Consider the following 20815-nt stretch of genomic DNA (forward strand, 5'->3'; position numbering starts at 1 on the left):
TCTCATCTTTCTGTTGACCGTCGCTCTCATCTTTCTGTTGACCGTCGCTCTCATCTTTCTGTTGACCGTCGCTCTCATCTTTCTGTTGACCGTCGCTCTCATCTGGGTAAAAGCCATCGCACTTATCTTTGTGATAATCCTCGTACTTATCCGGACAACAGTCATCGCACTCATCTGGATAAAAGCCATCGCACTTATCTTCGTGATAATCCTCGTACTTATCTGGGCAACAGTCATCGCACTTATCTTCATGATAATCCTTGTACTTATCTTTGTGATAATCCTCGTACTTATCTTTGTGATAATCCTCGTACTTATCTGGGTAACAGTCATCGCACTTATCTTGATAATAATACCCATGCTTAGCTCGATACTCAGCGGCTTGCTGCTCAGCAACGTACTTAGCTCTTTGGTAGCTTAATTTATCATAATAGCTCCCCATATATTCATCTCCTTTTTGAAATCCCCCTAAAACTATATTAAAATTTATTAATTTCGTTTGTGCGTTCGCCTTTATATGTAAAAAAATTCTCTAATGTATAATTCATGTCAAATTTCTATTCTTGAAGCAGCATCTGAACGATTGAATCACAGCAAATAAAAAACGCTAGAAGCAGTAATCGTACTGTGTTTCTAGCGTTAAATCTTTTTGGATTTTTTCACGGAAGGTTAATGTCTCTGTGCTTGTGCTGTCTTGCTCCATATTTAATACAGTAGTCGAGTTCGTTTGAGTACTCAATAGATGGGCTAATGTAAGTGTTTGATCCGCTGTTCTATCTGATGCTACAATATATCCCCGTTCTAATACATTAAACAATTCCCTAAAAGTCTTACATAAAGAAAACTCGCTGATTGGCGAATTCCGCCCTTGGGCGAAGACAGAAGCGTAGTTGCACTTATACTGTATTCCTAAAATTTCCCGCTACGTCGAATGGGCTTCCTGCTAGAAATTTATACGTTCTTAAAGTGTAAAAAAGAAAACGAGACAAAATGAGATAGATGTCTCATTTTGTCTCGTTTTGAACACTCGCTTTCTTCAAACACTTTAATCATCGGAATAAGTTTCTCTCAAAAATTTTACAGATTGAATAATTAATGCCTTTAAAATATTAACATCAATATCGGCTACTTTATTGATGTACACACACGCTTTTCCTGTCGTATGTTTGCCAAAGTCCTTTAACCATTCCTCACGTTTTGTGTCACCTGGCGCAAAATACAAGCTGATTTTTGCTTTTCTCGGTGAAAAGCCAACCAGTGGGGCATCACCCTCGTGACCGGATTCATATTTATAATGATATGCGCCAAATCCAATAATACTTGGTCCCCACATCTTCGCTTCATACCCTGTCGTTTCCGTAAAAATATCTAATAATGTATAGGCATCCTGACGTTTTTTAAGACCTTCGATATTTTCAATAAATTCAATCACACTACTGTCCGTTTCTTTCGTTTTTAGTTCATACATAACGAAACCCTCTCCTTTTCTTAAGTATAAGCTTAAACATCTGGGGACAGTGGAATTAACTATACTAAAACTTCTGCATAAAAAGCTTTTTCCCTCTACAACAAACCCGCCTCATTAATCACCCATGTCACACCTCGCAGCAGCACAGATGATGTAAGAAAAATAATTCCGTCACAGGAGCCGAGAAAGAAAATTAATAATAAACGATAAAAAACCTAGTTATAAACAAAAGGCCCTGTAAAATAACTCTGTTGATATTCAAACAAAAAAAGCTGCCAAGGCAGCCCTTCCTTATATTTGTGAACGTAAAACCATGATACCTTTAGGTTCGTGGTAGTTCACTTATCCTGTTTACCGAACTTTGTTTCAATGAGATCTAATCCATGTTCAGCTTCATTTTCAACTACATGCTTAAGCATTGACAATTTGTTATTCCAAAATTGTTCATAAAAAGAAAGCCAATCTTTTAATTCCTTTAAGGGCTCTGGTTGCAGTCGATAAAGTTTTTCCCTGCCTACCTTTCGCCCATTAACTAATTCTGCTTCCGAAAGGATATGAAGATGTTTTACAATGGCTGTACGACTTATAGGAAAATGGGATGCGATTTCCGAAATAGGCAATTCTTTTACGGCAAGTAATCGAAGTACCTCTCTACGAGTTGGATCAGCAATCGCTTGAAATACATCGTGCTTTACTGATGATGATAACACTTAACTCTCGACAGCCTTTCGAAGCCGTTCATGAACAATCGCTGTCCAGCCATGTTCCATTCTATCGCGAATAACAGAACTTTTCTCATTCGCTTTCGAAAGAATTGTCTCAGGATGTTTCCAGCCACCATGAATAATTGTAAACTCTGTCTGAGCATCACCCAACTCTTTTAAAATAAACGAAACAATCCAGCCATCTGTATCCCATGCAAAAGAAAGCCGATGAGGAGCATCTATTTCTAATACTTTACATGGAGATGGTCCAAAAGGCGACTGCAGATGAAATTCATATCCTACTTTCGGCTGAAAATCATTTGGCATGAACCATAATCCAATGCCTTCTGAAGTAGATACTGTGTCCCACACTTTTTGAATAGGTGCTTTCAAAACAATGGTTTGTTTAATATCTTGTAGTGTATGATTTGCTTCCATACTACTCCCTCACTTTCTCAAAATAAAAATAAAACCTTTTGGTTTCATTTTCGATAATATAACACCTTTTGGTTTTATGTCAACATTTACTGTTTCTCCATTTGCTTATATCTATCCCTAGTTTGATCATCATTTTTCATAAAAACACACCTAAGATTGATTTAACAATAGCCCGATGACAACGGCGTGGTTAAATTTACACTTCACCTCTAAAATTTCCAGCTTCGTCAAACTCACTCCCCCAGCTGGAAATGTGTCCTTTCTTAAAGTTCACGGCACCCTTGCAACTTAGACATTCACATTATAAGTTAGTGTTAACTCATCCCCAGGTAATCCTCGTATTCCCCAATTATGTCTTGGAGTCTCAAAAATAGTGATCTCAATATCCTGCGGAGAGATATTAAATTCACTATGAATCCGTTCAAATAATAGCTTTATCAATCTCTTTTTAGCCTCAACCGTTCTGCCTTCAAAGATGCTGATCTCAATAACCGTATATGCTTCTGTTCTCCCGCTTGCAAAGTAAAAGTCTTCTTTGTCCAACGGGAAAAATCGATGAAACCTCTTATCAAATGGATACTCCAACGCATCCATTACGCACGAATGTATAACGTTCGACAACGTCTTTTTAATCGAATTTAAATTTTCTCCCAGACCATAAATCTTAATTTGTGCCATTTTTATCCCCCTTGTTTAATCCTTATTCTTAATAATTAACATAGAATTCGCATGTGCTTGAAACTCATATGAGGCCTTTACTTCTTCGACATCAAATCCCTTTTCATCCAAATAACCTAGTATCTTATCCAAATGTTCATAACGTTTTCCTTCCAAATCAACTACAGGAAAAATACGAACTTCTTCTTTAGCTACCCGTAATAATTCATGCAGTGTTTTGAGATGAAACTCATAGCTTAACCGGTCCGCGTATGTAAATAAAAAGTGTGCAGATAAAATGATATCAAACGCCTTATCCTCGAAAGGCAGTTCGGGTAAAGTAACTGGAATGTAGTGTTCGTTGTTTTCCTTCATGTCATTTGCACAATCATACAAGGCATTTAATCGATGTTTTTTCAAATCGTCTACATCCTTAAAATAGTCCCATTTAAAGTGATTCTTCGCTTTTTCCATCTTCTCCATAGCGTGTTCAACATCGTGAAGACCTTTGTTTTTTAAAGCTTCTCCTTGATGATAGTAGGCAATATCACACGCAGTTATATCTAAGCCTTTCTTGTTGCCTATAGCAGTAAAGGAACATGCTCCTGCTGGACAATCGAGGACTTTCTTATCTTTGAGTTCATCCAGTGTAATGGAAAACATATCTAAATACTCTTCAAATGTTCTACCGATAAATACAACTCTATCCAACTCTAATCCGATTTTATCCACACTTAACCAACTCCTTGCACATATTTGCATAAAAAAAACGAGTTCCCCATCCTAAAAAAGGACGGGAAACCCGCGGTGCCACCTTCGTTCGTTTATTAAATAAACGCACTTACTGTACGGAAACAATATCAAATTGTTCGATACATTGTCCCTTTTATCGGTAGGACGTTCCGCCATAACCTACTATTCGTTCAGCTTGGTTGCTCAGAAGCCCATTCAACAAAATTCCCACGCTGATTTTCACCAACCATCAGCTCTCTGAAGTGTTCCTTATGTCTACTCCTCTTCATCATCGCATTATTTATTTCCAACATTAATTTCATTCATCTTATTATTCACATTATATTATTTATCCAGAGAATTATCAACCTATATTTTCCAAAAATTATTATAACTAAATTAAAACAGTAGCTTTATTAAGACCAAATATAAAGCAATATAAATTATTTTTCCCTATGTGGGTAATCATAGGAGAGAAAGGTGGCACAAGCATATATGGGAATACTAGAATTAATCGTAAGAATAACTTTAACATATGCAGTATTATTAGGGCTCACTAGACTGATGGGCAGAAAAGAAATTGGCCAGACAACATTTTTTAATTTTGTTTCAGCCATTACAATTGGAGCAATAGGAGGAGCTGTTGTAGTAGACGCGACTCTTCCACTTCGTAATGGAATCATTGCATTAGTAGGGTGGAGCGCTATCACAATTGCTCTGGGATTTCTTGATATTAAATCAAAAAAAGTACGTTTGCTTATAGAAGGAGAACCGGCCATCGTCATAAAAGATGGTAAGGTTATGGAAAATACTCTTCGTAAGGCTCGTTTGGATATGGATGCACTAAACGCCCTTCTTAGGAAGAAGGATATATTCTCTTTATCTGATGTCTCGTATGCCATTTTTGAGGTAAACGGGGAGCTTACTGTTATAAAAAAGGAGAACAAACTCGTCACAGCGCCAAATATACATATCCGCGGCATAAAACAAAATGTACTTCCTATGGCACTTGAGCTTATAGCAGAAGGAAAAATGAATAAGGAAAATGCACAGAAATTACATGTTCATAAGGATTGGTTGGAGCAGCAGCTTCATCAAATCGGCATCCAATCCATTTCAGATGTGTTCTATGCAGAAGTTCAACAGGATGGCACGTTATATATTGATAAACGAAATGACATACTGCATTGACCCTGAAAGGCCTGTCTTGTTCGAGACAGCCTCTTCATATAGTAATCAAACAGGATTACGTTACATTTTCCCTTCTTGGCTGAATATTAATTTTAGGTCCATCTTCCTGGGGTTTCTCCGGCTTCTTTCTTTCCTTTTTCACCCCTTCTTGTTTCTGTTCCGCTTCTTCCTCTGCCTCCGGTCGTAAAAAGTCATTTCCATATGTCGCGCCAATATTCAATCTTCCCTTTAATTCCTTAATACCAAGCTGCCCAAAATTATTATTTAACTCAAACTTGTCGAATACAATTTTATCAATATGTACCTTTTCAATGACGACAGGCGGCTGGTTGTTTTCTTCTTGCAGCTTCTCCCACTGTTTCTCTAACAGCTGCAGTTTCTGAATTTCTAACTCTAACAACCGCAGCTTTTGTTCCATCTTGCAATACTTATCATTTTTATCAGAGGAAAAGAATAATTTTTTTAATAGCATGCTAAGTCCCCGCTTATATGGAAAGTCTTCTTTTACTCAGTATATGTACGTGCTGCGGAAACATGTCCATATTTCTTGCGTAGATTTCTAAAATTGAGGAGGAGCCCTGTATGTTTTTTTTGCCTTCAGCAGTAAACTTAAATTATATTAAGGTCAACGGCATAGCAAATAACAGCAATATCTCAACAGGATCCAATGTAATGATGAATCGAAATGCCTGCCTTCATAAAAACGAAGGATTCGGAGAGCAAAATGCGGATGGTACAGAAATCCATATCCCAATTTCATACGTTGATGACGGCGATTTGATAGATTCAGTGGCAGTTAAAAAAACGATATAGCCGCCCTTAGTCAATTGGAATCACATCACCGGTTTGCTCAAGCCGTGGATAACTGACTTGCAGTACGCCATTATGGAATTTCGCTGTAATGTTACTGCCGTCTGTCGGCTCCGGCAGCATTATATGACGTTCAAACGGACCGTGCTTCCGCTCATAAAGAACAATTTCCACATCACTTTCCTTCACTTTTGATTTCGGAGTGCCTTTTACAATTAAATAATTTCGATTTACCATTAACTGTACATCCTCTTTATTTATACCAGGAAGGTCAATCATTATAATGATTTTCCCGTCCTTTTTTATAATATCAACGAGTGGAAAAGTTTGATTTTCGTTTGTGTATAAGGGTTGACTAGCATATGGACGATCGCTCGAGTTTCGGTTTGGTGTTTTAACAGCTGGGTGCCTTTCATTCATCATATCTTTTAAGGCCTGAAGCTTCTCCTGCCCGTCACCCATAAATGGATTCATCGTATTTGGATCAAAAATATCCTTCCAAAAACCTGTACCGTATACATTTGCGGCTAATTCCATCAGTTGCTTAATCTTATCGGCATCCAATCGCTTCACCCCTTATCCATCATAATTCACTTTAGAAAGGCATATATTTGAAAACAAAAAGGAGGAGGTCTTTCATGCCTGCACCAGTGCCTTACGTTAATATTAATATTTTCTTATTGAAGATAAATTCCTTTGAAAATGCTTCAGCTGTAAATATCGGGCAAAACTTGTTAGCAGATTGGCATAACTCGGATAAAAAAAATCAGGGGTACGGGCAAAACTTTGGAGATAATAGCGAGTTTGTAGCAACACGAAGCGCAGTAGATGACCGAGATCAGTTTGATTCCTTATCATCCTTTGAATCCGCTTGTCCCAACTTAGAAAGGAAGTGAGCACTATGAACTTCGCACCGATGGTTGTCAACTTTTTAGGCATGAAAATTAACACGCTCGATCATGATTCTGCCGCAACAGTAGGACCTTATCTGCAAGTAGATACATTTGTTTCAGAAAAACGAAATTATGGCTTTGGTGAGGAAAACGGCGATTTCGCTTTCATTAATATACCAATCTCCGCTGTGAATGATCCGGATGTTATTGACTCAACCTCTGCTAAAGGCAGTGTGGTATAACAAAAAGAGATAAAAAATCCCTCGTTTTTTATCATGGTGTCTTTAGAACTAAAGCATATTGCCACAGAACGCGAGGAGACATGTATCTCCTTGCGTTTCTACGCTTGAAGCACGGGTTTGAGCGATTTTTACCTTGTCCGCAGTTCTGCCGCTCTTTCAAAAACACCAACACTAATTCTGTTCAGAAATACAACCGAATATGCCTACCCTTGTAATACGAACAAAACAATTTAATTGATGCTGTATATGTTTGTTTTCTAAAGGCATACTAAGATAAAAAACAGGTAACAAGATGAACCAGTTCCAAGAAATACAAAAACAATATGAATATTTACGACAGTTATGGTTAGATTACTGGATTCAAGATGTGGTTTTTACGTATCATTGGTGGATAATGGTTGGGGTGTTAATTATCCCCTTTTTTCTCTGGTGGAGAGTGGTGGATAAAACTCGAATAATAGAAATAAGTCTGGTTGGTCTGCTTATATCTGGAATTGCTTTTATATTAGATCAAATTGGTACATCACTTGGTTATTGGACTTATCCGTATACGTTGACACCTTTAGAAAGGGACCTGTGGGCAGTTGCTGATTTTTCCGTTCTCCCCTTCTTTTATATGATGATTTATCAAAGGTTTGCTAAGTGGAAAATATACATATTAACAATGATACTATTCGCATTATTCTCTGCATTTGTCGGGGAAACTATTTTTCAATGGTTGGGCATTTACATGTTATTAAAATGGAAACATATTTACTCTGTTCCCGGATATATTGTACTAGGACTATTTGTAAAAGCTGTTATTCAAAAGTTACATTCGCTTGAGGCGCAATCCAAGAAAAATGTATAAGTTTGATACTAAACAGGACATTCCCCAAGGCATCGACTGGAATCCACCACTCACCCGCCTTGAGGAAGAGAGAAATTTCCACCTATTTTGCATGTATAACGCCCTTTGCTCACATATGTAAAGGGCATTGTGCATTCAGTCGCTTCCCAAGTACACCGCTTCCAGCGCTTCGATATAAGACAGGCCTCTTCCACTCTGCTAACTTTACCCATCTATATATGTTTCAGCTCCGCCATATCTCGTTTCTACTGATGTACAACTAAAAGTTAAAAATTTATCGGGATAGAAAATACATTAAAGTAAAAAATAGGAAAAAGGATATAACTGGGAGGGAAAGCAATGTCTTCAGAAATAAAGGAAGAATGTGGGGTATTTGGAGTATTCAATCATCCACAAGCAGCTAATTTAACCTACTACGGACTTCACGCTCTTCAACATCGCGGTCAGGAAAGTGCGGGAATTGTAGCCAGCAATGGTAAAGCATTTAAGCACCATCGCGGCATGGGGCTGGTGACCCAAGTATTTACACGTAACATTCTTGATGGATTGAAGGGAAATATGGCAATTGGCCATGTTCGATACTCAACCTCTGGTGAAAGCTTACTGCAAAACGCACAGCCGCTTGTATTCAAATATATTGAGGGGGACTTGGCCGTCGCCCATAATGGCAACCTAGTTAATGCAAGAATAGAGCGAAATGTATTACAGCAGCAGGGCAGTATTTTCCAAACAACAACTGATACAGAAATTATTGCTCACCTTATCGCCCGCTCTAAGAAAAAGCACTTTGGCGAAGCTGCCCCTGATATTCTTACGCGGATCGATGGTTCCTTCGCTTTGCTGATTATGACAGAAAAACAAATGCTAATCGCTCTAGACCGTCATGGTTTGCGCCCTCTCTCTCTAGGAAAAATCGGCGAAGCTATCGTCGTTGCTTCCGAAACATGTGCTTTGAATGCAGTGGATGCTAAATTTTGGAGAGATGTGGAACCTGGAGAATGGCTTCTTCTTGACGAAAATGGGATCCAAACAGGACGATTCGCTCAAAAGGAAGAGCTGTCTCTTTGTTCTTTTGAATTTGTTTATTTTGCCCGGCCCGATAGTGTTATTCAAGGAAGGAGCGTCTTATCCATCCGAAAAGAATTAGGGCAAATTCTAGCTAAGGAACATCCTATACAAGCTGATGTGGTTGTCGCTGTACCTGATTCAAGCATCCCAGCAGCCATAGGTTTTTCTCAACAATCTGGAATCCCTTATGAAATGGGGTTAATCAAAAATCCGTATGCAGGACGCTCATTCATTGAACCGACCCAAGAACTGCGTGAATTAGCCGTCCGCCTTAAGCTAAGTGCCGTTCAGGAAATTATTGAAGGAAAAAGGGTAGTGCTTGTTGATGATTCCATTGTAAGGGGTACAACAAGCAAACGAATCGTCCAACTCATCCGACAGGCAGGCGCCAAGGAAGTCCATGTACGTATTAGTTCACCAATGGTTCGAAACCCTTGTTTTTATGGAATTGATATGCCGACAAAAGAAGAGTTGTTTGCTAATGCACTTGAACATGAACAAGCAATGGGACAGGCTATCGGAGCTGATACTTTGGCTTTTTTAAGTACCGAGGGATTATTAGAAGCAGTAGATGTGAATCTTGCAGAAACTAGCACTCGCTGCATAGCCTGCTTCAGCGGTGCTTACCCGACTAAACTGTATCTAGAGTAGCTAGTCTAAGCAAAACGGCATGTTCCGTTCCTATGCCAGTTCTTCGTCTCGCCACATAAAGATGAGGATAAGCGCGCATACATAATGTTTATACATATCCCCAAAAAGGGGATATGTATAAACAAATTAAAGCCCTATGCATCCATATCCATCCAGTAATTTAGCTTGGCATCCCACCAAGTTAACTATTTATATACAACAGGGAGTTCAATAGAAAAGCATGTTCCTTTTCCCTGCTCACTGCTTACACTCATCTTTCCGTTCATTCGATCTATAATATTAAACGAAACCATCATCCCTAGCCCTGTACCTTTTTCCTTTGTTGTGAAATAAGGCTCTCCTAGTCGCTGGATTTGTTTCTCCGTCATTCCCTCGCCTGTATCACGAATATTAATTTGTATCGTTGAATAGTAGTAGACAAGGGATATCTCTAATGTCCCGCCATGCGGCATCGCTTCTACGCCATTTTTAAAAATGTTCATTAAACATTGCTCAAAAAGCTTTCGTTCTCCTAAAACACAAACATTCTCGTGATTCAGTTTTTGCAAATCAATTTGTACTGTATTCATATTAGCTAGGGGAGTAATCACTTTTACAGCATGATGAATTTCCTTATAAACATCGATCTGTTCGCTTCCCTTAGCTTCTGGCTTTGCATACGTTAAATAATCACTAATGATCTCTACAGCACGATCTAACTCCCTCACCGCGATATTTAAGTAATCCGTTCTTTTATTCGCCGGTATGTCCTCATGCAACAATTGCATAAACCCTCTGCTTACTGTTAATGGGTTTCGAACTTCATGGGAAATGCTCGCTGCTAAGTGACTTACAACCTCTAATTTCTCTGCCTTCACCAATGCCTGTAATAAATCTAGAATTTTTCTGACACTCTCCCAAAGAATCATAACAATCAACATGGCTCCCATATTAATAGCAACAATCGACAATTGAATATAGACTGGGACGTTAATATTTAAAAGTTTTGTTACCATAATGAAAAAAATTGCTTCTAAAAGGGGAATAAGGACTACATTTAGCAGAATTCTTTGTTTTACAGCCATTTGCAAATAATGTTTTGCTAGGACGCTTAAGAGGATTGTCAACAATGGATAGATAATAAGTGCAACGTGAAACCCCGATCCCCCACTAAAAGAACGGATCACTAACATTAACGCCATTAAAAAAAATCCAAATCGATACCCTCCGTATAATATCCCTAAAATGAAGGGAATACGCCGAAAATCTATCACAAATCCCTCATATATATGGGCTGGAAAAGCCATACAAAGAACCATAGAAAGAACTGGGAAGATCATGACAATCCAATCTTTTAAATGTTCAAGCTGCTTTGTGTATTTTAATAAATAAAACATTTGCACTATAAATAAGGGTAGAAGAACGAATAAAAAATTAACGAGTAAATCCTTCACTACAACACTCATAACTTCACCATGCTTTCTACTAAAAACTATCTCCATTCATTTTTGTCACCAGAAGATTTTTATAACTGTTACGTTTCAACATCTATTGTATGGGAAATAACAATCAATTAATTAAAATCTTCTAACACTGTGCCTACTTACGTTCAAATGATTTCTCCTCTGGAAGATATTATACCAAACACAGTATATTATCGTTTAGCTTTTTAACAGCCTTGTAAAATCCTATTTTATTTTATTTTTCGTCTCATGTATATCATATTCATCACTTTGTAGAAAAAAAGTGCAGTTCATGTGCTTCATAACAGGACAAAATTGCTTGGCAGCGAGCAAATAGTTTATTGCCCCGCTCTTGGGCGAAGACAGAGGCGTAGCCCTACTTATACTGTATTCCTAAAATTTCTGTCTACGTCGAACTGGAATCCAAGTGGAAATTTATACTTTCTTACAGTACAACTAAAAGCCCTCACTTCCAAGCTGACACGCTTGAAGTGAGGGCTGCTAGCGAATTCCTATTTGTTTGCGATCTGATGAATAAACCTTTCGAAAGCACGTTGTCCTTTCTCATCCCGTTTAAATACACCAGCATGCTCTAATATTGTTGCAAATACAATCCCAATCTCTTCCTTTAAAATATCCAGTACATTATCCTGTGCTAGTTCTGGATGTTTTTCCTTTATCGTTCTCGCCCACTCTGCATGCTTTACAATTTCCTCTTGTTCCATAATCTTTGCTTCAAAGGAATCTGAAATCATTACCTGCGCCAGTTCCTGCATTTCGTCTTTTAAGCGTCCTGGTAAAACAGCAAGTCCCATCACTTCAATAAGTCCAATGTTTTCTTTCTTTATATGATGGACCTCTCCATGTGGATGAAAAATGCCAAGTGGATGTTCATCATTTGTGCGATTATTGCGAAGCACTAAATCTATTTCAAAAACACCCTCTCGCTTTCTAGCAATAGGTGTAATTGTATTATGCGGTGTTTGCTCGGTAAATGCGAAAATGCCGACTTCTGGATCGCTGTACATCTTCCATTGTTGTAGAATGTAATCAGCTGCTTCCACAAGATCATGATAATCAGCCGCCTGCAACCGAATGACAGACATTGGCCATTTGACAACGCCTGTCCGAACATTCGGAAAACCTTGAAGAGTATATTCCTTCTCAATTGCCGCTCTTGCCATCGGAAAGTCATGGTGACCGCCTTGGAAATGGTCATGCGTTAAAATAGAACCGCCTACGATTGGCAAATCGGCATTCGATCCAAGAAAATAATGCGGAAATTGTTCCACAAATTGCAGGAGACGTGCAAAGGTATCCTTACTTATTTTCATTGGTGTATGCTCTTCTGCTAATACAATAGCATGCTCATGATAGTAGACATATGGTGAAAATTGCAAAAACCATTGTGTCCCTCCCATCTCAACAGGTACGATGCGATGATTCTGCCTAGCTGGGTGATTCACACGTCCAGCATACCCGGCATTCTCTTTACAGAGCAAACAACTTGGATAATCACTTTGCTTAATATGTTTTGCCGCTGCAATAGCCCTTGGATCTTTTTCAGGCTTTGATAAATTTACAGTAATTTCCATACCCTCATACTCCGTCGGAGCAATCCACATCTCATTTTTTGCGATGCGATCTGTGCGGATATAATGGACATCTTTTGAAAACTGATAGAAAAACTTCGTCGCGGCTTCCGCTCCTTCTCGCTCATAACTTTCGTAGAAAAGACGGTTCAGCTCAGAAGGAAGTGGTACAAAACATGCCATAATCTTTGTATCTAGCAAATCCCGATATGTGACAGTATTTGCTTCTATACGACCGTTCTCTGCTGCCCAATCCAATATGTTTTCTAAAATTTCAACAGGAGTGTCAAGCCGTTCTTCTTTTATCTCAACTGCTGTAAAATCATCAAGTCCAAGCACTTCCAACAGCTTATTTCGAACAACATCCACATCCCACTTTGTAATAAGGCTCTTTTTCAGGCCATATTGCAGCAGTCTTTCTATTTGCTCATAAATTTTAGTATCCAAATCTCATCGCTCCCTTCTCTAAAAATCTCTAGTTGACTTTCTCCTTGCTATAGCCGGCTGGATGCTTTTGGAACCAACGCCAAGCGCTTTGGATCATTTGTTCAAGTGATGTATAACGCGGCTGCCACCCTAATTCTGTCATGGCTTTTTCAGAAGAAGCGACAAGCCTTGCCGGGTCTCCAGCACGTCTTGTTACCACCACGGCTGGAATAGGATGATTTGTCACCTTGCGCGCTGCAGCTATGACTTCTTTTACAGTAAAACCATTTCCATTTCCTAAATTATAAGTACCGCTGATACCATCACGGCGCAGTTTCTCGATTGCTAAAATATGCGCATCAGCCAAGTCTGTCACATGGATATAATCACGGATACATGTCCCATCATACGTATCATAATCATCACCAAAGATATTGATCTTCTCACGCTTCCCTAATGCTACCTGTAAAATAATTGGAATTAGGTGTGTTTCAGGTGTATGGTCTTCCCCAAGCTTCCCGTCCATATGAGCACCTGCCACATTAAAGTACCGCAATACAACATACTTCATACCGTAAGCTTGCTCCGACCACTTTAACATTTTCTCAATTGCCAGCTTTGTTTCCCCATATGGATTTGTTGGTTCAGTCAAAGTCTCTTCTGCGATAGGAAATTCCTTTGCTTCACCATACGTTGCCGCCGTGGAAGAAAAGACGATCTTCTTCACATTATGCTTTACCATGGTCTGTAGCAGACAAAGGGCGCCATTTACATTGTTATCATAATACTTGAGCGGGTTTTCTACACTTTCGCCTACAAGTGAATCCGCCGCAAAATGCACAACCGCTTCAATCCCGTTGTTTGCAAATACTTCATTTAAAAAAGTCGTATCGCGTAAATCCCCAACATACAGCTTAACACCATCTAGGACCGCCTTTCTATGTCCCGTTTGCAGGTTATCCACAACAATTACGTCTTCTCCTTTATCTAATAGCTCCGAAACAGTGTGACTGCCGATATATCCTGCTCCGCCGCAAACTAAAATCGCCATAATAAGATCCTCCCTTCTTCGTTATCTTACAAATGTAAGCTCCCTTGCACCGCCGCCTACTTGTACAACATAAAAGTCCGCTGTTAAACCCGTTTGTTCAGTATATATTTTTCCTGTTTGTTCAATAAACGAATCGATTTTATTGTTCTGCACAATACTGATTGTACATCCCCCAAAGCCGGCGCCTGTCATGCGTGAACCGATAGTGCCTTCTTGCGCCCATGCAGCTCCTGCTAATGCATCCAGCTCTTTTCCTGTCACCTCGTAATCATCACGCAAGGACTCATGGGATTGTTTCATAAGCTGACCCAGTCTGATTAAATCGTTTGCTTGCAGGCAGCGCACAGCTTCCTTTGTACGTGCATTTTCATAGATTGCATGCTTTGCACGCTTACGATCTATTTCATTTTGAATCAAGTACTTATATTGCTCAAATAATTCTGGGCTCAATTCACCTAAAGATGCAATCGTAAGCTCCTGCTGAAGGTCCTTCAAAGCTCGTTCACACTCACCGCGGCGCTCGTTATACTTAGAGTCCGCCAAGCCTCTTTGCTTATTCGTATTGGCGATAACCAAGGAAGCTCCCTCCATCGCAATAGGGCTATACGTATATTGTAATGTTTGACAATCTAGCAAAATTGCATGCTGCTCTTTTCCCATCCCAATGGCGAACTGATCCATAATTCCGCAGTTTACACCAATAAATTCATTTTCCGCTTGTTGGCTCATTTGAACCATACTGATCATATCAATTCCTAAATCGAAAAGTCCGTTTACTACAACCGATGTTGCCAACTCGATAGAAGCGGAAGAAGAAAGACCTGCTCCGTTCGGAATGTTGCCATAAAACAACACATCGAAACCGCTTTCAAGTTTGTGACCATGCTTTTGAAACATATCCATAACACCTTTTGGATAGTTAGCCCAACCGTGTTGCTGCTCATAAGCTAAATGTTTTATGGAGAATGTAATAACATCTAAATCCTTAAAGTTCATCGAATACATTCTTACTGTGTCATCATTACGCTTTTTCGCAATCGCATAAGTCCCGATGCTTAATGCACAAGGAAAAACATGTCCGCCATTATAATCTGTATGCTCTCCAATCAAATTTACACGTCCTGGTGCAAAGAAGGCTCGAATTTGTTCATCTGTTGTATGAAAAACGTTCATAAATTCTTGCATGAGGTTCTCTACCATTGCTTCATCCCATCCTTTAACACTGTATATTATTTATGCCTTCATTTTACGATTCTATTTCATGCCCCTCAATGGTAAAATAAAAAGGCGAAATAGGTAGTTTCTTGCTTTTTCATCTATAATAAGCATAAAAATGATATCGCTTGGAGAGTTCGCTCCCTTCAAATGCTACAAGAAGCCCTATTAAAAAACGAAAGAACGCAAAGTGCAGAGAAATTTTTAGGAAAGAAGGTGAAAATTTGCTCTCAAAATTTCCAATAAAAGATTACAGCATTTTTGCCTATCGGTTTTTGGAGGAGACAACGAATGAAGCTGCGCAAATGTGGTCTGTTGGATGGGAGAAGCAAACCTCGCCGCTTTACAAATGGAGTGGCCGAAATCGAAAAGAGGCAGAAAAATACATTTTCCAGTACACTGTTTCCGGTTATGGAATGATTGAAATCAATGGAAAAGAATATAAATTAGATGCAGGAAAAGCTTTTCTTATCAACATCTCTGGCAATCACCAATATTACCTGCCGAAAAACAGCGAACATTGGGAGTTTATTTTTATTACACTGTACGGCATGCATGTAGAAAAGTGCTGGAATTATATTCAAAATCAGCATCATTTTATTGTTCCTTTTCATCCTGAATCCAGTCCAATCCAGCTTCTTGTTCAAATCTTCCAAGAAGCCAGCGAAAAGAAGATTACAAATCCCTTTCAGGCCTCAAGCCTATCGTACCGCTTTATCATGGAGCTATATCAGTATGTGAAGAGTCTGGATACATCGACAGAGGATTGGCCGGAAAACATTTTAAATGCTGTCTTATTTGCCCGCAATCATTTTCAAAAAGAAATCGGACCTGACGAAATGGCGGAAGCAGCAAATTTGTCCCGTTTTCACTTCAGCCGTTTATTCAAGCAAACAACCGGCATAACACCCATTCAATACTTGACCAAAATCCGAATTACCAAAGCGGCCGAACTGCTGCATCAAACAAAATATTCAGTTGAAGAAATCGCTACAAATGTCGGCTATGCGAATGCAAACTATTTAACAAAGGTATTTCGAAAAGCAACCGGTATGACGCCAGGCCAGTTTCGCAAAAGCAACCAAGTGCTAGGAGATCATCTATTTTAAAGTGTTATAACGCCCAAAAAGCTTAATGAACAAGTCATTAAGCTTTTTTATCTTTGAAAATCTCTAACGTTACTGATCCCGGTTCATACATAAAGGTAAGCTTCTTACCCGGCACCATCAGATTTTCCAATACATCCTTTGCAGTTTGCAGTGCAAGCTCCATACGTAATGCTTTTTCTTTTTCCTCTTCGGTTGGGGCTTCTAGATTTAATAGCTGAAGTTCTCTTACCTGCTCCAGATACTGCTCAACACTCTCATATACTTCATCGTAAATCGTCTCAATCTCTGTTCTCATACTCTCACAATCCTTATCTTACGCTAAACAATTATTATCCTTATCATAAATGAATTAAAGAGCAGAAACAATATTTATGTATCCTCAGACGAGCCTTACATTAAAGGAATATATTGGTTTCTAAACGAATTATTAATCAGTGAGGTGATAGAATTGAAAAAGAACATCGCAATAAACGGCATTGTTACAAATGTCAATATGCCCCACGATGAATTTTGGGAGTTATTCGTATGGTGGGTAGAAAGCAATGGCTGGGAATATAACGGGACGACCAATGAAGTCGATAACTCGAACGAAACAGAATCATCTCCCCTCCCGCCACTTCAACCCTAACGGCACCACATTCTTGAGCTTTCGAAACAGACAACTGCTTTTGATCTAAGCAAAAACAGCTACAGTCCCGCCGCAAAGCCTTTTTTGTAAAGAAAATGCGCTGATTGGCAAGCCGTTAGGCGAAGACAGAAGCGTAGTTGCACTTACACCTTGTTCCTAAAGTTTTCCGCTACGTCGAATTCGCCTCTAGCCGGAAGTTGATCCGTTCTTAAAGTGCAAAAAAGCTTTGCGGCCTTTTTATGCTTCAATAATACCGCGCTGCTTCCCTCCAGATAAGAGATGGCAATCCCTCTCCTCCCCTTAATATCCCTTTCCCAGGAGAAACCCCCTCTGGTTGAAGGAAGAATGGTTCTGGCCTATTTTTTGACACATATTCGCCCCATCCTAGCCGTTGTGGAGAAAATAATACTCGTAAGCATCTAAGTATGACTATCAAAAGCAGATTCACTGGACAACTTACACATACCTAAAACTAAATTATTAAGAAATCTTCAGAAAGTATCGAATTTGTCATTTTACCGTTCACACATCATATTACTTGAAACTTCTTCCCAGCCAACCGCCGTTCCTTTTTCAACAGATCCTGTCTAATTTCAAATGTTTGCACACCATCTTCTCTTTTTTCGATAATATCCATTAGTCTTTCTATATCACCAAATGAATACTTTCTTGTTCCCCTTTCTGTACGTTTCGGAAAGATTAGTTCTCTTTCTTCGTAATAACGGATTTGTCGTTCAGTTATTCCTGTTATTTTGCTAACATCACCAATTGAAATGACTTTTTTATCTTTATAAGATATAGCTTGTACTGACATAACTGCCCACTCCCTTATATCAAGATATTTTTGAAAAACAATATTAAAATTCACTGCCTAGGGCTATCTTTTTCCTCAGGCAGGGCTAGTAGACTCCTCCAATTAGAGCTTCTCTTACCCTTTATTTCTAAAGAGCATATTGTAATTCCGAGACCATGGTGTAGCTTAGAAATAGAAAATGAATAATACTATTCTTCTTCCCTATTCTTCACCCCATCTTCCATGCATAATATCTTCTCATACAATGCTCAACATGGATAAGTATAGGACAAGCTGAATCTATCTGTATGTCGAAATGAGACCTTCGTCTGTGACAATTTTGTGACAAATACACAAATTAAAAAAACTCGCCGATTGGCAAGCCTTGTCCTTGAGCAAAGACAGAGGCGTAGTTGCACCCCACCCATACTTCACTCCTAAAATTTCCAGACACGTCGAATCCACTTCTCGCTGGAAATTTATACTTTCCTACAGCGAAACAGATCAGATCAGCTAAATCTACTGGGTAAACAGCTCAGACAAAGATATATTCTATCATTCTCCCACTGCTCTAACCGCTTCTAATATTGTTTTTCATGCTATCTATGTTAGGTAGCGCAAATACTGGCCAGTTAGATCATTAATCCCCTCCATCCGTTTGTTGCCGCTTTGATTGATATTCAAATCAAAGATCATATCATTTCCAAATTTAGCATTAAAAGCGCTTACATAAGTATGTATGTCTCTCCAACCCTAAAAATTCGATACTAATATGTATAAGTCTAGCGTAAACAATTGACCTATGAAAACTACTATTGTCAAACATCTCTCTTGTAGATGAGGGATTTTCATGTTTAGCTGTATTACTGATTATATTTATAAAGCCTGTTTCATTTACCCATGCAATAAACGTAAATTTTTAAAGCACTTACATTAACTGATAACTAGTTAATATTTTTGAACCTATATCAACATCAAAAAACTAAAAATTCAGAAAACAACATCTAAGAACAGGCCGAATATTCTATGTTTTAAAGTGCTTTTATAAAAGGAATCCGTATCTAGCTGCATAGTCCATCCTTTCAAATGCCTATTTTAAAACTAGAAAGCGCACAGGCAAATGTAAACATGTTTACTTCCGTTACTTATAACCTATGGAATGTCCTGAAATACAGCTTACATACAAGCAATAAGAATGTAAAAGCTAATCATGCACTGCAATGTCCCCGAAGTTCTTGCGCTCAAAAACTAAAAATTTTGAACACCCATTTGGATTAACTTCGATTTTACACCAGCAGTCCATTCCTCATTAAACCCTTCAGGATCTCCCTCATCCCCAACAGGTGCATATACCTTTCCAATTTCTTCAACCGTAAGAAGCCCTTGGTTTGCATATACATTTCGAAATAACCAGGATGTATACACAATACAGTCTTCAATCGAAGAAAATGTTGCGTATTCCCCATGATCGGCCGTTCGTACACAGCCTACCTCCCCGTAATCAGGATATACTTGCTTTATTGCCTGAAGAGAATCAGGACTCATACATCTCATACCTGATGTATTATTTCTTTCATATAAGGAGTAGGAAGTGCCATTGCCACTTTCCTGCATGAGTACAGCCGTCAGAAAGTAGGGATGAATAGAAAATGTTTTAGAAGCTTTTAGGATAACGTCAACGAGATGCGGCTGACTTGCAAATAAATTCCCGTACACTCCTCCTTCGTCATCGAGTCTAGGTTTAATGTCTGTCCTAGTTAAGGCTTTCATTATGACTTCTTTAGCATGAGCATCCGATTCTACAACATTTGTAATGGAAAATGTTTCTGGCTCCTTATATTTTTGTACAGATGTTTCTTGTGTTGCCGCTAATCGTACAGTAACTCCATCATCGAATTTGTCACTGGGCAGAGTTCCGTATAGTCCAGTAGATAATACCACGCCGGAAATCAATATGTTTACTCTCTTGGATAGTACCGATATATGCTGCATATGTTGCCCCCTAGTTTCAGATATTGGTGTAAAGATATACATCAATGACTTCGCTAAAGTTACGTATTTCAAAACATACCTAATATGAAATTCTATTTCGTGCAACTCTACAAGAAGCTTAAGGACCTTTTTTTACATATTAAGGGTATTCATCGAGAACAGAAAGCGTTGTAAATGTTTTGTTAACTAACTGTAATTTTTGTTATCATTATGGTAATTGAAATTAATATATCTTTTATAGACAAATACATTATTATCTGAAACTAATCCTTTCTCAAGCTACATGTTTTTCTGAAATGAACGGTAATCCATCGACAAACCGGCATTAAAAAACGGAGAAAAATTATTCTCCGTCAGACACTACGATTTCATAACCTGCTTGCTTCGGTCCATTTTCGTATACTTCAGGCGTTACAATGTAATATGTTTCGCCATTGTTATTCGTAATCACGATCTCACTTGGACTTTTATCTACCTTCGCTTCCATTAGATTATCGTATGGAACACCTAGTAATTCCGTTAAGTTAATAGACATACTAAACACCTCCTGTTGCGAGTGATTGTAACAGAATTATGCAAAAAATTAAAGAGGAGATTTGATAAATCATACAATTTAATGTCAAATAGATCGAATATCCCTGTACTACGGATTCACAAACAGTAACAGCTAACCAGTTTCTTTTAGCCCGATATACAGTACCAGCAAACGTTGGCAAAACGATCTACATTCAACGAGTTTTACAACAAGGAATTGAACTACTCCCACCTACTCACTAATGCTCCTTGAGGTGGGGGACCTTGTGTTTATAGATTCGATTGGAAAAATAACACTTCTTCATTCCTTTCTCCTCTCTTCTGGTTCA

Annotated in this window: 23 protein-coding genes and 1 other annotated feature; of the genes, 7 read left to right on the plus strand and 16 right to left on the minus strand. The window is 38.7% G+C overall.

Going from position 1 to position 20815, the window contains the following annotated elements; genetic code table 11:
• The 6 genes from AAHB12_RS11680 to AAHB12_RS11705 form a co-directional block, all read right to left on the minus strand.
• Positions 1-442: hypothetical protein (locus tag AAHB12_RS11680; protein WP_342045428.1), on the minus strand; the 442-nt coding region annotated here is incomplete at its 3' end.
• Positions 443-1045: 603 nt separating this feature from the next.
• Complete coding sequence (locus AAHB12_RS11685; protein ID WP_342045429.1) at positions 1046-1468, minus strand: DUF1801 domain-containing protein; 423 nt, start codon at positions 1466-1468, stop codon at positions 1046-1048.
• A gap of 338 nt (positions 1469-1806) precedes the next feature.
• Positions 1807-2178, minus strand: coding sequence for an ArsR/SmtB family transcription factor (locus tag AAHB12_RS11690; RefSeq protein ID WP_342045430.1), 372 nt, complete (start codon positions 2176-2178; stop codon positions 1807-1809).
• The gene (locus tag AAHB12_RS11695) at positions 2179-2610 is read right to left on the minus strand and encodes an SRPBCC family protein (protein ID WP_342045431.1); all 432 of its coding nucleotides are present in this window, start codon (positions 2608-2610) and stop codon (positions 2179-2181) included.
• 288 nt (positions 2611-2898) lie between these two features.
• Positions 2899-3288: a tautomerase family protein gene (locus AAHB12_RS11700; RefSeq protein WP_342045432.1), complete on the minus strand. Its 390-nt coding sequence runs from the start codon at positions 3286-3288 to the stop codon at positions 2899-2901.
• A 15-nt stretch (positions 3289-3303) separates the two neighbouring features.
• Positions 3304-4029 (minus strand): SAM-dependent methyltransferase, encoded by a 726-nt coding sequence (locus tag AAHB12_RS11705; RefSeq protein ID WP_342045433.1) that lies wholly within the window; start codon positions 4027-4029, stop codon positions 3304-3306.
• A 24-nt stretch (positions 4030-4053) separates the two neighbouring features.
• Positions 4054-4301 (minus strand) — a binding site (T-box leader).
• Positions 4302-4479: 178 nt separating this feature from the next.
• Between AAHB12_RS11705 and AAHB12_RS11710 the strand changes: the two genes are divergently transcribed.
• On the plus strand, positions 4480-5190 hold the full coding sequence (locus AAHB12_RS11710) for a DUF421 domain-containing protein (RefSeq protein ID WP_342045434.1): 711 nt from the start codon (positions 4480-4482) through the stop codon (positions 5188-5190).
• Between the two features lie 55 nt (positions 5191-5245).
• On the opposite strand, the gene AAHB12_RS11715 is transcribed toward AAHB12_RS11710, so the two are convergent.
• Positions 5246-5662: a hypothetical protein gene (locus AAHB12_RS11715; RefSeq protein ID WP_342045435.1), complete on the minus strand. Its 417-nt coding sequence runs from the start codon at positions 5660-5662 to the stop codon at positions 5246-5248.
• Positions 5663-5772: 110 nt separating this feature from the next.
• On the opposite strand from AAHB12_RS11715, the gene AAHB12_RS11720 reads away from it, so the two are divergent.
• Positions 5773-6003 carry a hypothetical protein gene (locus tag AAHB12_RS11720; RefSeq protein ID WP_342045436.1) on the plus strand — a complete coding sequence of 77 codons (231 nt, stop codon included), beginning with the start codon at positions 5773-5775 and terminating at the stop codon, positions 6001-6003.
• A 6-nt stretch (positions 6004-6009) separates the two neighbouring features.
• On the opposite strand, the gene AAHB12_RS11725 is transcribed toward AAHB12_RS11720, so the two are convergent.
• Positions 6010-6564, minus strand: a complete 555-nt coding sequence (locus AAHB12_RS11725) for an Hsp20/alpha crystallin family protein (RefSeq protein ID WP_342045437.1) — start codon at positions 6562-6564, stop codon at positions 6010-6012.
• 74 nt (positions 6565-6638) lie between these two features.
• On the opposite strand from AAHB12_RS11725, the gene AAHB12_RS11730 reads away from it, so the two are divergent.
• From AAHB12_RS11730 to purF, 4 genes are all read left to right on the plus strand, one after another.
• Positions 6639-6896 (plus strand): hypothetical protein, encoded by a 258-nt coding sequence (locus AAHB12_RS11730; protein ID WP_342045438.1) that lies wholly within the window; start codon positions 6639-6641, stop codon positions 6894-6896.
• Positions 6897-6901: 5 nt separating this feature from the next.
• Positions 6902-7135: a hypothetical protein gene (locus AAHB12_RS11735; protein ID WP_342045439.1), complete on the plus strand. Its 234-nt coding sequence runs from the start codon at positions 6902-6904 to the stop codon at positions 7133-7135.
• A 292-nt stretch (positions 7136-7427) separates the two neighbouring features.
• On the plus strand, positions 7428-7985 hold the full coding sequence (locus tag AAHB12_RS11740) for a CBO0543 family protein (protein ID WP_342045440.1): 558 nt from the start codon (positions 7428-7430) through the stop codon (positions 7983-7985).
• A gap of 339 nt (positions 7986-8324) precedes the next feature.
• On the plus strand, positions 8325-9704 hold the full coding sequence (gene purF / locus AAHB12_RS11745; protein ID WP_342045441.1) for an amidophosphoribosyltransferase: 1380 nt from the start codon (positions 8325-8327) through the stop codon (positions 9702-9704).
• 185 nt (positions 9705-9889) lie between these two features.
• Here the strand turns inward: purF and AAHB12_RS11750 are convergent, their stop codons facing one another.
• The 4 genes from AAHB12_RS11750 to AAHB12_RS11765 all read right to left on the minus strand — a co-directional run bounded on the left by AAHB12_RS11750 (position 9890) and on the right by AAHB12_RS11765 (position 15415).
• Entirely contained in the window at positions 9890-11185 is a 1296-nt protein-coding gene (locus AAHB12_RS11750) for a HAMP domain-containing sensor histidine kinase (protein ID WP_342045442.1), read from the minus strand.
• A gap of 473 nt (positions 11186-11658) precedes the next feature.
• On the minus strand, positions 11659-13185 hold the full coding sequence (galT, locus tag AAHB12_RS11755; RefSeq protein WP_342045443.1) for a UDP-glucose--hexose-1-phosphate uridylyltransferase: 1527 nt from the start codon (positions 13183-13185) through the stop codon (positions 11659-11661).
• Between the two features lie 28 nt (positions 13186-13213).
• Positions 13214-14215, minus strand: a complete 1002-nt coding sequence (gene galE, locus AAHB12_RS11760; protein WP_342045444.1) for a UDP-glucose 4-epimerase GalE — start codon at positions 14213-14215, stop codon at positions 13214-13216.
• Between the two features lie 21 nt (positions 14216-14236).
• Complete coding sequence (locus AAHB12_RS11765; RefSeq protein ID WP_342045445.1) at positions 14237-15415, minus strand: galactokinase; 1179 nt, start codon at positions 15413-15415, stop codon at positions 14237-14239.
• A 239-nt stretch (positions 15416-15654) separates the two neighbouring features.
• Here AAHB12_RS11765 and AAHB12_RS11770 point away from each other — a divergent pair, with 239 nt between their 5' ends.
• Positions 15655-16539, plus strand: a complete 885-nt coding sequence (locus AAHB12_RS11770) for an AraC family transcriptional regulator (protein ID WP_342045446.1) — start codon at positions 15655-15657, stop codon at positions 16537-16539.
• A 37-nt stretch (positions 16540-16576) separates the two neighbouring features.
• Here AAHB12_RS11770 and AAHB12_RS11775 read toward each other — a convergent pair whose 3' ends face one another.
• The 4 genes from AAHB12_RS11775 to AAHB12_RS11790 form a co-directional block, all read right to left on the minus strand.
• Positions 16577-16834: a hypothetical protein gene (locus AAHB12_RS11775; RefSeq protein WP_342045447.1), complete on the minus strand. Its 258-nt coding sequence runs from the start codon at positions 16832-16834 to the stop codon at positions 16577-16579.
• 862 nt (positions 16835-17696) lie between these two features.
• Positions 17697-17981 (minus strand): MerR family transcriptional regulator, encoded by a 285-nt coding sequence (locus AAHB12_RS11780; protein ID WP_342045448.1) that lies wholly within the window; start codon positions 17979-17981, stop codon positions 17697-17699.
• Between the two features lie 1227 nt (positions 17982-19208).
• Positions 19209-19952, minus strand: coding sequence for a hypothetical protein (locus AAHB12_RS11785; protein ID WP_342045449.1), 744 nt, complete (start codon positions 19950-19952; stop codon positions 19209-19211).
• Between the two features lie 343 nt (positions 19953-20295).
• Complete coding sequence (locus AAHB12_RS11790) at positions 20296-20487, minus strand: hypothetical protein (RefSeq protein ID WP_342045450.1); 192 nt, start codon at positions 20485-20487, stop codon at positions 20296-20298.
• Positions 20488-20815: the final 328 nt, after the last annotated feature.

The sequence above is a fragment of the Bacillus sp. OTU530 genome, from assembly GCF_038440375.1.

Excerpts from the sequence above, each read along its gene's own strand:
- AAHB12_RS11685 (WP_342045429.1), bottom strand. The coding sequence starts at position 1,468 with ATGTATGAACTAAAAACGAAAGAAACGGACAGTAGTGTGATTGAATTT.
- AAHB12_RS11695 (WP_342045431.1), bottom strand. The coding sequence starts at position 2,610 with ATGGAAGCAAATCATACACTACAAGATATTAAACAAACCATTGTTTTG.
- AAHB12_RS11700 (WP_342045432.1), bottom strand. The coding sequence starts at position 3,288 with ATGGCACAAATTAAGATTTATGGTCTGGGAGAAAATTTAAATTCGATT.
- AAHB12_RS11705 (WP_342045433.1), bottom strand. The coding sequence starts at position 4,029 with ATGCAAATATGTGCAAGGAGTTGGTTAAGTGTGGATAAAATCGGATTA.
- AAHB12_RS11715 (WP_342045435.1), bottom strand. The coding sequence starts at position 5,662 with ATGCTATTAAAAAAATTATTCTTTTCCTCTGATAAAAATGATAAGTAT.
- AAHB12_RS11720 (WP_342045436.1), top strand. The coding sequence starts at position 5,773 with ATGTTTTTTTTGCCTTCAGCAGTAAACTTAAATTATATTAAGGTCAAC.
- AAHB12_RS11730 (WP_342045438.1), top strand. The coding sequence starts at position 6,639 with ATGCCTGCACCAGTGCCTTACGTTAATATTAATATTTTCTTATTGAAG.
- AAHB12_RS11735 (WP_342045439.1), top strand. The coding sequence starts at position 6,902 with ATGAACTTCGCACCGATGGTTGTCAACTTTTTAGGCATGAAAATTAAC.
- AAHB12_RS11740 (WP_342045440.1), top strand. The coding sequence starts at position 7,428 with ATGAACCAGTTCCAAGAAATACAAAAACAATATGAATATTTACGACAG.
- purF (WP_342045441.1), top strand. The coding sequence starts at position 8,325 with ATGTCTTCAGAAATAAAGGAAGAATGTGGGGTATTTGGAGTATTCAAT.
- AAHB12_RS11750 (WP_342045442.1), bottom strand. The coding sequence starts at position 11,185 with ATGGAGATAGTTTTTAGTAGAAAGCATGGTGAAGTTATGAGTGTTGTA.
- galE (WP_342045444.1), bottom strand. The coding sequence starts at position 14,215 with ATGGCGATTTTAGTTTGCGGCGGAGCAGGATATATCGGCAGTCACACT.
- AAHB12_RS11765 (WP_342045445.1), bottom strand. The coding sequence starts at position 15,415 with ATGGTAGAGAACCTCATGCAAGAATTTATGAACGTTTTTCATACAACA.
- AAHB12_RS11775 (WP_342045447.1), bottom strand. The coding sequence starts at position 16,834 with ATGAGAACAGAGATTGAGACGATTTACGATGAAGTATATGAGAGTGTT.
- AAHB12_RS11780 (WP_342045448.1), bottom strand. The coding sequence starts at position 17,981 with ATGTCAGTACAAGCTATATCTTATAAAGATAAAAAAGTCATTTCAATT.
- AAHB12_RS11785 (WP_342045449.1), bottom strand. The coding sequence starts at position 19,952 with ATGCAGCATATATCGGTACTATCCAAGAGAGTAAACATATTGATTTCC.
- AAHB12_RS11790 (WP_342045450.1), bottom strand. The coding sequence starts at position 20,487 with ATGTCTATTAACTTAACGGAATTACTAGGTGTTCCATACGATAATCTA.